Genomic DNA, 11669 nt, shown 5'->3' with positions numbered 1-11669 from the left:
TCACCGGGTCGCGGATGTACGGAACACCCGCAGGCTCAGTGGGACGAGAACGACGAGAAGAAGACCGATGCTGACGAGCGAGACGATCACCGGATGAGCCACCGGATAACTGCCGGAGGAGACGGGCCCGGTGTTGCCCCACAGCTGGCGGCACGCCTCGGACACGGCGCTCACCGGGTTCCACTCGGCGACCGTCCGCAGCCAGGCGGGCAGCCCCGTCAGCGGCATGAACGAGCTGGAGAGGAAGGAGAAGAGGACCAGCAGGAGGGCGGCGACACCGCTGATGGCCTCGAGGTTGCGCATCACCATGCCGAGCAGGGCGCCGACCCAGAGCATCGCGTACGCGAAGGCCAGCAGCAGGACGAAGCCGGCGACGTTCTCCGCGAACGAACCGTGCACCCGCCAGCCGACGGCCAGTCCCGTGAGGGCGACCAGGACGATGCTCAGCGCGGCGGTGACGAGGTCCGCGAGCGTATGGCTGACCAGGACGGTGGCCCGCCCCATCGGCAGCGAACGGAACCGGTCGATCAGCCCCTTGCCCAGGTCACCGGCCACACCGATGGCGGTGATGCCGATGCAGGAGAGGCCCACCTGCGCGAAGACGCCGGCCATGACGTACTCGCGGTAGGTGTCGCCGGTGTTCTTCACCTGCACGACGGTGGCGAACAGATACCCGAGGATGACGACCATCGCGACGGGCGTCAGCGCCACGCCGGTGATCTTCTCGGGGGTGCGCCGCAGATGGCGCAGATGGCGGCCGGTGAGGGCGGCGATGTCGGCTCCGTGGGCCAGCGCCGGGTTCATCGTGCGTCCTTTTCGTCCGGGGTGTCGGCAGGGCCGGCGGACTCGCCGGTCAGCTGGAAGAAGACGTCGTCGAGGGAGGGCCGCCGCAGGGCGAACTCCTCGACGGTGATGCCCGCGTACTCCAGCGCCGTGGCGGCGGACGCCAGCGCGCCCATCCCGTCGGGCAGCTGGACGTGCACGGTGCGCTGGCGCTCGTCGGACTGCGGGGTGACGACGGCCAGCGGGGCCAGGACGGACACGGCCTGCTCCAGCAGGGCGCGGTCGGTGACCGTGACCTCGAGGCGTTCGCCGCCGACCTTGCGCTTGAGCTCGTCGGAGGTGCCCTCGGCGATGACGCGGCCCCGGTCGACGACCAGGATCCGGTCGGCGAGGAAGTCGGCCTCCTCCAGGTACTGGGTGGTCAGCAGCACGGTGACGCCCCGGCCAACCTGGTCCTGGACCATGTTCCAGAGCGTGGCGCGGCTGGCCGGGTCCAGCCCGGTGGTGGGCTCGTCGAGGAACAGCACCTCGGGCGAGCCGAGCAGGCTGACGGCCAGGTCGAGCCGGCGGCGCATACCGCCGGAGTAGTCCTTGGCGGCCTTGTCCGCCGCGTACTCCAGCTCGAACTGGGCGAGCAGTTCCTCGGCCCGCACGCGGGCGCCCTTGCGGCCCAGACGCAGCAGCCGGCCCAGCAGGATCAGGTTCTCCCGGCCGGTGAGCAGCTCGTCTACGGCGGCGTACTGACCGGCCAGACCGATCCGGCGGCGCACCTCGCGCCGCTCGCGCACGACGTCGAAGCCCGCGATCCGCGCGGTGCCGGCGTCGGGCTCGAGCAGGGTGGCGAGCGTACGGACCGTGGTGGTCTTGCCCGCGCCGTTGGGGCCGAGCAGTCCGAGCACGGTGCCGGCCTCGACGGACAGGCTCACGTCGTCCAGGGCGCGGTGGCTGCCGTACGTCTTCGTCAGGCCGTCGGCTTCGATCGCGGCATTCACGGTTTCCCCCTTTCGTGGAATTCGGAGAATCAGCGAATCGGGGGCCCGGTGATCGGAGTGATCACGAATCGGCGAATCCCTCGACACCAAGGAACCTAACCGGATCTATCGCCGGATCGGGCTAGATCGAATGTCCGCAGACTGCCGCTGCAGGATGCTGCACGCGCTTGCCACCAGCCGGTTGGCAGGACCCTGCAGCGGCAGTCAACTGCCATACGGGAAGCAGGCTTCGAATGCCTCCCCCTGCCTACCGTTGAGGGACAACGCTGATCAATCGTCCGAAGAATTGATGTCCCACCCCACATGGGAGAGGTAATGGCAAGTCGACGAAATCTGGCAGCCTCGCTGGGCGCCTGGAGTGCCCGGCACCGGAAGACCGCGCTGTTCGGATGGCTCTTCGCCGTCGTCGCGCTCACTGTCCTCGGCAGCATGGTGGGCCAGAAGAGCCTGACGGAGGCCGACTACGGCACCGGGGAGTCGGGGCGCGCCTCCGAGATCCTCATCGACGCCGGAATCACCACCCCGGCCCCCGAGATGGTCCTGGTGCACAGCGACGGACTGACCGCGGACCAGGCCGGCTTCAGGAAGGCCGTCGCCGACGCGATCACCGCCGTGGACGGTACGGGCCTGGCGCAGGGCATCGGGGACCCGTACAAGACCGGCGCGGTGTCCGAGGACGGCCACGACGCCCTGATCCAGTTCACCGTCAAGGGTGACCCCGAGACCGCCCCCGACCGTATCCAGCCCGTGGTGGACGCGGTCACCAGGACCGACCGCGCCAACGCGGACGTCACGTACGGCCAGTACGGGGCGGCCACCGGCCTGCTGGGCATCAACGACGCGCTGGGCGAGGACTTCGCCGGCGCCGAGTACACCGCCGTGCCGGTCGCCCTCGGCATCCTGCTCGTGGTGTTCGGCGCGCTGGTCGCCGCTGTGCTGCCGCTGATCCTCGCGATCACGGCGTGCGTGGCCGCGATGGGCCTGCTGGCGCTGAGCAGCCAGCTCGTCCCGGTGGACGCGATGACGAGCTCCGTGCTGTTCCTGATGGGGCTGGCCGTCGGCGTCGACTACTGCCTCTTCTACATCCGCCGCGAGCGCGAGGAGCGGGCCGCCGGACGCGACCCGCAGACCGCGCTGCAGATCGCGGCGGCCACCTCCGGACGCTCGGTGCTGATCTCGGGCCTGACCGTCGCCGTCGCCATGGCCGGCATGTTCCTGTCGGGGCTGACGGTGTTCGAGGGCTTCGCGATGGCCACCATCGAGGTCGTCCTGATCGCCGTCCTCGGCTCCATGACCGTGCTGCCCGCCGTGATGGCGATGCTCGGCGACAAGGTCAACGCCGGCCGGATCCCGGGCCTGCGCCGCAAGGCGCGGGTGCGTACCGCGAACGACAAGCCGGGCATCCTGCTCGGCGCCGTCCTCAAGGCGCCCGCGCTGTTCGCCCTGATCGGCATCGCCGGCATGCTGGCGCTCGCCTCCCCCGCCCTGTCCATGAAGACCGAGAAGCTCGGCTTCGACCAGCTGCTGCCCGCCGACAACGTGACGGCGCAGACCGCCGGCCGGATCGAGAAGGTCTTCCCCGGCGCTCCCGCCCCGGCCCAGATCGTCTACCAGACGAACGACATCACCTCGCCCGCCGCGACGAAGGCGATCGCGGACTTCCAGCAGACGGCCCTGGCGTCCGGTCAGGTCAAGAAGCCGATCGACGTGACCCTGCACAAGAAGGAGAACATCGCCGTCATCAACGCCCCGCTCGCCGGCGACGGCCGCAACTCCGTCTCCACCGGCGCGCTGGACGCCCTCCGCGACGACATCGTCCCGGCCACCCTGGGCGACGCCCCGGTCGGCGGCGACCTGGCCTTCTCCGTCGACTACAACGACCAGCTGAAGTCGTCGATCGTGCCGGTCTTCGCCTTCGTCATGGGCATCAGCTTCCTGCTCATGCTGACCTGCTTCCGCTCCGTGGTCATCGCGATCACGGCGATCGTCCTCAACCTGCTGTCCGTGGCCGCCGCGTACGGCGTGATGACCGCGGTGTTCCAGAAGGGCTGGGGCGACGAGCTGGTCGGCACGACGGCGGTCGGCGCGATCGAGTCGTGGATGCCGCTGTTCGTCTTCGTGGTGCTGTTCGGCCTGTCGATGGACTACCACGTGTTCGTGGTCTCCCGGATCCGGGAGGCGCACGACCGCGGGCTGGAGAACAAGGCGGCCGTCGCCCACGGCATCCGCTCCACGGCCGGTGTCGTGACCAGCGCCGGTCTGATCATGGTGGCCGTCTTCGCGGTCTTCGGCACGCTGTCCATGCAGGACTTCAAGCAGCTGGGCGTCGGCCTGGCGGTGGCGGTGTTCCTGGACGCCACGCTGGTACGGGCCGTCCTGCTGCCCTCGGTGATGGTCCTGCTGGGCCGCTCCAACTGGTGGCTGCCCCGCTGGCTGGGCTGGCTGCCGGACCTCGAGCACGGCGGCCCGGAGCCGGCGGCGGCCCCGCGGCCCGCGCCGCAGCCGGTGGCGCAGTCCTTCTCGGACGCCGTCGCCGAGGCCCCGTCCCGCCCGGCGGCAGCCGCCGAGCGCTCCTTCGCCGCGAACTGACCCGTCGACCACACCACCCTCGCGATCACAAGGACAGGCACCCATGTACGAGTTCAGCGTCATCGGCGGCAAGACCGCACGTGAGATCATCTCGGCCTCACGGCAGACCGTCGTCGACGTCGTCCGCGACACCTACCTCGCCCACCACAAGGGCGACACGGTGAACCCCGACAGCTACTTCCTGCGCTTCCCCGACAAGCCCGACGCCCGCATCATCGCGCTCCCCGCCCATCTGGGCGGGGGCACCGACGTGGCCGGCATCAAGTGGATCAGCAGCTTCCCCGCGAACATCCGCCGCGGCATCCCGCGCGCGTCGGCGGCGCTGCTGCTCAACGACTACGAGACCGGCTACCCCTTCGCCTGCCTGGAGGCCTCGCAGATCAGCGCCGCCCGCACCGCCGCCTCCGCGGTGCTCGCCGCCGAGCAGCTCACCGGCGGGCGCACCGCGGGCAAGATGACCGTGGTGGGCGCGGGCATCATCGCCCGTAACATCCTGGAGTTCTTCAAGGCCCGCGACTGGACCGTCTCCTCGCTCACCGTGCACGACATGAACGAGGAGTACGGCTCCGCGCTGGCCGCCCACGCCACCACGGCGCTCGGCTACCCGGCCGGCACCGAGGCGGACCTGGACAAGGCCCTCGACGGCGCGGACGTGGTGGTCCTGGCGACCACCGCGGCCGAGCCGTACATCACCGACCCGGGAGCGTTCGTCCCCGGCCAGGTCGTCCTCAACATCTCGCTGCGGGACATCGGCCCGGAGCTGATCGAGGGCGCCTACAACATCCTCGACGACGTCGAGCACTGCATGAAGGCCAACACCTCCCCGCACCTCGCGGAGCAGAAGTACGGGGACCGCCACTTCGTCACCGGGACGCTCGCCCAGTTCATCGAGGGCGAGGTGAGCACCGGGAGCGACAAGCCGGTGATCTTCTCGCCGTTCGGTCTGGGCGTCCTGGATCTGGCGGTCGGCCTGCACGTCTTCCACGCGGCGCGCGAGTCGGGCGCCGCCGTGGAGGTCGCCGACTTCTTCGGCGAGACGACCCGCTGGTAGGACCACGCTTTTCCGTCCCCGGCCGGGGGGTGTAGTTGAGTACACCCCCGGTCGGGGACAGTTGTCCCGTGACCGGGGCGGGCGGGTGGTCGAGACTCATAGCAGGACACGGCAGGGAGCCGTGCGGGAGGGACAACCATGAAGCTCAACCCCGGAGTTCGCGCCGTCGCCGGCGGTCTGCCCGTCGTGGGGCTGGCGCTCGCGGAGGTCGTCGTGTTCAGCCTGTTCCTCACGGGCGTCTCCCTGATCGGCATCGGCATCGGCGTCCTGCTCGTCCCGGTGCTCGCCGCCGCCGTCCGCGCCACCGCCGACGCCTCGCGGGGGATGGCCCGTAAGTGGGGCGGCGTCGAGATCGCGTCGCCGTATCCCCCCGAGCCCGCGTTCTCCCCGGGCCTCAAGGGCCGCTGGGAGCACACCCAGTGGATCCTGTCCGACCCGGCGACCTGGCGCGATCTGACCTGGATGCTGATCAACCCGCTGGCCGGGGTGACGCTGGCGCTGCTGCCGGTCACGCTGGTCGTCGGCGGACTCGGCGGCGTGCTGATGCCGCTGATCTACGAGCCGATCTCCGACAACGGCGGCAACTGGTATCTGTGGGTCGAGATCACCGACCTGAGCTCCGCCTGGTACGCGTCCGCCCTCGGCGTCCTCACCGTCGTCGGCGGCCTCCTCGTTGCCCCCGCCGCCCAGCGCTGGTACGCCGGCCTCGCCGGCACGTTCCTCGCCCCCACCCGCACCGCCGAGCGGATGCGCCACCTCACCGAGACCCGTACCGACGCCGTCAACACCTCCGCCGCCGAGCTCCGCCGCATCGAGCGCGACCTGCACGACGGCGCCCAGGCCCGCCTCGTCGCCCTCGGCATGAACCTCAGCGTCGCCGAGCGGCTGCTGGCCAAGGACCCCGAGGCCGTACGCAACATCCTCGCCGACACCCGCAAGGCCTCCGCCGCCGCGCTCACCGAGCTGCGTGACCTGGTCCGCGGCATCCACCCGCCGGTGCTCGCCGACCGCGGTCTGGCCGACGCGGTGCGCGCCCTCGCCCTGGACAGCCCGCTCGACGTCACCGTCAACGCCGACCTGCCGGGCCGCGCGGAGGCGCCCGTGGAGTCCGCGATGTACTTCGCCGTCGCCGAGTCCCTGACCAACGCCGCCAAGCACGCCTCCCCCACGCATGTCACCATCGACCTCTGGTACGAGGACGGTGTCCTGCGCGGCCAGATCGCGGACGACGGCAACGGCGGAGCGGACCCGTCGCGCGGCACCGGGCTGCGCGGCATCGAACGCCGCCTCGCCGCCTTCGACGGAGTCCTCGCCGTCCACAGCAAGGCCGGCGCGGGCACCACCCTGACCATGGAGCTGCCGTGCGAGCTGTCCTAGCCGAAGACCTCTTCCTGCTGCGGGACGGCCTCGTCCGGCTCCTCGAGTCGTACGACATCGAGGTCGTCACCGCCGTGGACAACGGGCCCGCGCTGCTGCGGGCCCTGGTCGAGGAGAAGCCGGACGTCGCGGTCGTCGACGTCCGGCTTCCGCCGTCGTTCACCGACGAGGGGCTGCGGGCGGCGCTGGAGGCGCGGCGGCAGGTGCCGGGGCTGCCGGTGCTGGTGCTGTCGCAGTACGTGGAGCAGTTGTACGCGCGGGAGTTGCTGGCCGACGGGAGTGGGGGGATCGGGTATCTGCTGAAGGACCGGGTGTTCGATCCGGATGAGTTCATCGACGCGGTGCGGCGGGTGGCCGGCGGGGGGACGGCGCTGGATCCGGAGGTCGTCAGCCGGCTGTTCGCGAAGGATGTGCATCGGGAGGGGCCGTTGAGCCGGCTTACGCCTCGGGAGAAGGAGGTGCTGTCGTTGATGGCGGAGGGGCGGTCCAATGCGGCTATCGCGGAGCGGCTGGTGATTACGGAGCGGGCGGTGATCAAGCACACGTCGAATGTGTTCGCGAAGCTCGATCTTCCCCCTTCGGAGGCGGATAACCGGCGGGTTCTGGCTGTTCTGGCGTATCTGCGTTGAGGGGTACGTGGTGAGGGGTTACGGGCTGAGGGCTTACGTGGTGAGGGCTTACGTGCTGAGGGCGCGGAGGGTCAGGCCCAGGCCGACGGCCAGGACGGCTACGGCGGTGAGGAGCGAGCCGTAGGGGGTGACTCGCTTGAGCGCGGGGAGGCGGCGTTCGCCGAGCTGTGCCAGGCGGCTGCCGCCGCCGGAGAGGAGCAGGCCGGCGCCGGTGAGGGTGGCGGCCATGCCCAGGCCGTAGCCGATGACCAGGAGGACGCCGAAGGCGGTGCGGCTCAGGGCCACGGCGCCCAGGAGGACGACGAGGGCGGAGGGGCTGGGGACGAGGCTGCCGGCCAGGCCGACGCCCAGGAGGGGGAGGACGCCTTTTCGGGGGGTGTCGTGGGTGTGGGTGTGACTGTGTCCGTGATGGTCGTGAGCGTGTTTCTTGCCTGAACGCAGCGTCCGTACCGCCGAGAACACCAGCCCGGTGCCGACGACCGCGATCAGCGCCCCGCTCGCCAGGCCGAGCCACCCCAGCAGCCGTTCCCCGGCGAATCCGGCCGACGCGGTGAGGATCAGCCCCGTGGCGAGCACCCCGACGGTATGGGTGACCGTGACAGTCGCCCCCACGGCCACGGCCGCCCGTACGCCTCGCTCACGGCGGGCCAGGCAGGCGGCGACGGCGAGCTTGGCGTGGCCGGGGAGGGCGGCGTGGCCGGCGCCCAGGAGGACGGTCAGGAGGATCGCGAGGAGGCCGACGGGGAGGGTGAGGTCGCGGCCGGTGGTGAGGGCGGTGAGGCGGTGCTCCAGGGCGGGGAGGAATTCGGGCTCGCCGGGTGCCGCCTTGTGTTGTCTTGCGTCCGCCGCCTGAGGTCCCGCTCCGGGCTCCGTCCGCAGCTCGGCGGTGACCGTGTGCCGTGGCCGGCTCCGCGCGATCACGGGATAGTCCTGTAGGCCGCCGGTCTCGCTGTCCGCCCGTACCGACGATTCGGCCAGCCGCACCCCGTCTTGGCCGACGGCGGTGATCTCCTTCCACCCCGTACGGTCCGGGTCGGCGGCGGACGCGAAGGACACGTACGCGGGCTCACCGAGCCGGGCGTCGGCATGCAGCGTGCAGGCCAGCCGGGCGACCGGCAGCCCCGCCTCGCCTTTCGTGTAGGTGAGCCCTGAGCGGGTGCTGCGCCAGGGGAGCCGCCGTCCGCCGACGGTGACACGGGTACGGCTCGCCTGCTCCGCGCATCTCGCGGCGGCCCGTTCCGCGGCCTCCGTCCGGGAGATCCGCCCGTCGCGGTCGGTGTCGGTCGCCCCCTCGTCCTGGGCGGTGGGGATCTCCGCCGTATCGACGACCAGGCGGTCCTCGATGCCGTCGGGCGTCAGGACCAGACCGTCGTAGTGATTCACGCTGAAGTTGCCCAGCGGATGGGCCTGTACGGCGGGGGCGGCGGCCCCCAGGCACAGCACCGCCACGGCCGTCACGAGGGACGCACGCTTCATTTCCCGAGCAGCTCCTCGGCCCGTTCCCGGTGATACGGCGAGAAGTTCGGATTGACCTCGAGCGCCCGCTCCACCCTGCGCACGCCCTCCGCCTCACCGAGCTCCGCCTCGATGACTCCGCGGTGATAGAGGAAGAGGGCGTTGTCCCACCCCGTACGCCCGGCCGCCCGCGCCTGCTCGGCGGCCTCCTCCGTCCGCCCCGCCCGATACAGCGCCCAGCCGTACGCGTCCGCGACGATCACCCCCCGCGAGCGCTTCGCCTCCCGCCGCACCAGCTCGACGGCGACGTCCGGGTCCCCGAAGTCGGCGGCGTACAGCGCGAGATGCGGATCGACGGCACCTCCCCCGGCCCGCTGCAGCCTCAGTTGCGCGTCGAGGGCCGCCCGCAGCGACTCCCCCCGCCCCTGGCCGGCGGCGACCCGCAGCTCCAGCGCCTCCAGCAGGAACTGCGGCGCCGGCGTCCGCCCGACCAGCCGCCCGTACCGCTTCAGCGCCTTGTCGGTCCGCCCCCGCGCCGCCTCCACCCGAGCGAGGCCGGACTCGGCGTACGGATGCCCCTTCACCGCGTCGAGGGCTCGCCGGAAACCGGCCTCCGCCCCCGTCACGTCCCCCCGCGCCCACGCGAGCTCCCCCAGCCGATAGGCGGCGAACGCCTTCTCGTCCGCCGTCCCCGCCGCCTCCTCCGCCCGCTCCAGCGCGATCCGCGCATCGGACGTCCGCCCGTGGGTCTCCAGGTCGTACGCCGCCCTCGCCCACGAGGCGGTGGACGGAGCGAGGTCCAGCATCCGCTGGACGGACGTCCGCGCGGCGCCGTAGTGGCCGAGCTGGATCTCCGCGTCGGCGAGCACCCCGTACCCCTCCGCCCGGTCGGGGGCCATCCGGGTGGCGCGCAAGGCGAATCGACGTCCCCCGTCGAAGGCGTGGCGGGCGTTGGCGAGCATCCCCCGGCCCACGACGGCGGCGTAGTTGTCCGTGGGGTCCAGCCGCAGGGAGCGCCGCAGCGCCCGGTCCGCCGCGTCGAGCCGGCCCGCGTCCAGCGTGGTGCGGGCCTCCTCGATCTCGGCGCGCCCCGACTGGGCCCAGACGTAGGGGTCGTCCGGGAACTCCTCGGTCATCCACCGGGCGACCTCCGCCGCCGTGCCGCCGCCGACGGGCGCGGCGACGGCGGGGGCCCGCCCGGCGGGTCCGCCGGGTCCGAGGGCCAGCAGACCGGCCGCGCAGGCCCCGACGACGGCGACGGCGGCGGTCCCGCCGATCAGTCGTCGCCGTCGGATCACAGGGCGTGCGGCAGATTGACGTACGGGAAGGTGTCCTGCGCGTCGGCGGGCTGCAGCTCGACGATCGGCGCGGGCACCAGATGCGCGGCGGACGGCCCGTTGGGCTCACCCTCCAGCATGCGCAGCAGCGGACCGTCGATCATGTCGTTGAGCCGCCGCCCGTTCGGGAAGCCCTGAAGGTCACCGTCGAGGACACCGTTGACATTCGGTTCACCGGTGACGGGGGTGGTGAGGTTCAGCCGCAGCTCCTCGGCGAGGACGATGCGCGCGGGATCGGCGTCCGCGTTCATGGTGTGCGTGTTCAGATCCACGCCGAACGGAGCGCCGTTGTCCTTCCCCAGCCCCTTGAGGAACAGCGCCTGGATGTCCTCACGCGGAGTCGCGGGCGCCTTGAACCCCTGGGCCCGCTCGATCCGCCGGGGCGGCACCGGATCCAGCACGGTGTCGATGAACTCCTGCTCCAGCGCGTCGTCCTTGGGCACCCGCGCCTGGAACCGGTCCTCGGGCCCGCCCGGCGTCTGCAGGCCCACCGTGGACCCGTACACCGCGAACGCGACGTGCGGCATGCCGTGCCGGGAGATCTGCCGGAAGGACGGCGCCTGCCCGTCCAGCGACCGGCTGAGGTCCGCGCCCGGCCGGGAGACGGTCGCCCATACGCCGACGACCGGGTTGCGCTGCGGATCGCCCTTCAGCGCGATGTCCTCCTTCGGCACCTGCAGCACGAGGCTGTTGACGTTGGTCACGGCCAACGGGTTGGCGTCCGGCCCCCAGTTCGGCACCGGTCCGGCCGTCCCGACCGTGTACAGGCCGAAGTCCTGGGTGTTGGTCTTGAACGCGTCCGCCGCCTGCGTCGCGAGCGTCTGCCCGCCGCCGGGAAGCTCGCGCACCGCCTCACTCCGCAGCGCCGCGTAATCCGGCATCAGCGCCCGCCCCACGTTCGTCGGCGCGGCGATCCCGTCGACCAGCTTCTCCGTGCCGTCCGCCCGTACCCGCTCCAGGGTGTAGCGCTGGCGGACGCCCAGCGAGGAGGAGTCGAGCGAGGTCACCGGCAGCGGACCGACCTTGGGGCCGAGGCCGAAGGGGCGGCGGTCGTCGTCGGTGAAGGTCCAGCGGTACGTCGTGTCGGCCGCCCCGTCCCCGTCGGCGTCCGTGTGGATCTCGTACCGGGCGCCCGTCGCGAACGGGTAGTCCGCCAGCGCGTTGGCGGGGTTGCCGGGGAGCTGGAACGGACGCACGTTGGCGACGAGGGTGACGGTGTCGGGGGCGTCCGGGCTGGTGAACGCGTACACATCGGTGAGGTCGGCGGCGGTGTCGGCCACCGACGAAGGGGCATCGACATGACCGCCGGCCCGGCTGCTGCCGGTCAGCGGGCCGGCGACGGCGGCGGACACGAGGACGGCGGCGGCAGCCGGCAGCAGGGCCGCCCGCCGCGGGGAGAGCCTGACGCTCGGAAACACGGGGCACCTCACGGTTCGCGGGAAGTCTGGCGCGCCCA

At 71.9% G+C, this 11669-nt stretch carries 9 protein-coding genes; 4 read left to right on the top strand and 5 right to left on the bottom strand.

Annotated elements, in window-relative coordinates; translation table 11 throughout:
* Together SRB5_RS26975 and SRB5_RS26970 are read right to left on the bottom strand one after the other, a co-directional pair.
* Entirely contained in the window at nucleotides 1-804 is an 804-nt protein-coding gene (locus tag SRB5_RS26975; RefSeq protein ID WP_153456041.1) for an ABC transporter permease, read from the bottom strand.
* A complete protein-coding gene (locus SRB5_RS26970) occupies nucleotides 801-1775 on the bottom strand; it encodes an ATP-binding cassette domain-containing protein (RefSeq protein ID WP_323378528.1) in 975 nt (324 codons plus the stop codon). The genes SRB5_RS26975 and SRB5_RS26970 overlap by 4 nt, the downstream gene beginning before the upstream one ends.
* A gap of 315 nt (nucleotides 1776-2090) precedes the next feature.
* On the opposite strand from SRB5_RS26970, the gene SRB5_RS26965 reads away from it, so the two are divergent.
* The 4 genes from SRB5_RS26965 (at nucleotide 2091) to SRB5_RS26950 (ending at nucleotide 7421) form a co-directional block, all read left to right on the top strand.
* The gene (locus SRB5_RS26965; RefSeq protein WP_153456040.1) at nucleotides 2091-4364 is read left to right on the top strand and encodes an MMPL family transporter; all 2274 of its coding nucleotides are present in this window, start codon (nucleotides 2091-2093) and stop codon (nucleotides 4362-4364) included.
* 43 nt (nucleotides 4365-4407) lie between these two features.
* Nucleotides 4408-5415, top strand: a complete 1008-nt coding sequence (gene sbnB / locus SRB5_RS26960) for a 2,3-diaminopropionate biosynthesis protein SbnB (RefSeq protein WP_153456039.1) — start codon at nucleotides 4408-4410, stop codon at nucleotides 5413-5415.
* 138 nt (nucleotides 5416-5553) lie between these two features.
* Entirely contained in the window at nucleotides 5554-6792 is a 1239-nt protein-coding gene (locus SRB5_RS36765) for a sensor histidine kinase (protein WP_153456038.1), read from the top strand.
* Entirely contained in the window at nucleotides 6777-7421 is a 645-nt protein-coding gene (locus SRB5_RS26950; RefSeq protein WP_323378527.1) for a response regulator transcription factor, read from the top strand. Before SRB5_RS36765 ends, SRB5_RS26950 begins: the two co-directional genes overlap by 16 nt.
* A gap of 48 nt (nucleotides 7422-7469) precedes the next feature.
* Here the strand turns inward: SRB5_RS26950 and SRB5_RS26945 are convergent, their stop codons facing one another.
* The 3 genes from SRB5_RS26945 to SRB5_RS26935 are packed head-to-tail and all read right to left on the bottom strand — an operon-like array spanning nucleotide 7470 to nucleotide 11631.
* Nucleotides 7470-8897 carry a High-affinity nickel-transporter gene (locus tag SRB5_RS26945; RefSeq protein WP_194293043.1) on the bottom strand — a complete coding sequence of 476 codons (1428 nt, stop codon included), beginning with the start codon at nucleotides 8895-8897 and terminating at the stop codon, nucleotides 7470-7472.
* The gene (locus tag SRB5_RS26940) at nucleotides 8894-10174 is read right to left on the bottom strand and encodes a tetratricopeptide repeat protein (RefSeq protein WP_323378526.1); all 1281 of its coding nucleotides are present in this window, start codon (nucleotides 10172-10174) and stop codon (nucleotides 8894-8896) included. The genes SRB5_RS26945 and SRB5_RS26940 overlap by 4 nt, the downstream gene beginning before the upstream one ends.
* A complete protein-coding gene (locus tag SRB5_RS26935; RefSeq protein ID WP_323378525.1) occupies nucleotides 10171-11631 on the bottom strand; it encodes a DUF4331 domain-containing protein in 1461 nt (486 codons plus the stop codon). The genes SRB5_RS26940 and SRB5_RS26935 overlap by 4 nt, the downstream gene beginning before the upstream one ends.
* Nucleotides 11632-11669 lie beyond the last annotated feature (38 nt).

This window comes from Streptomyces smaragdinus (genome assembly GCF_009604385.1).
GTDB classification, from domain to species: Bacteria; Actinomycetota; Actinomycetes; order Streptomycetales; family Streptomycetaceae; genus Streptomyces; species Streptomyces smaragdinus.
Note: the sequence above shows the minus strand (reverse complement) of the source record. Positions and strands in the feature narration are given on the sequence as shown.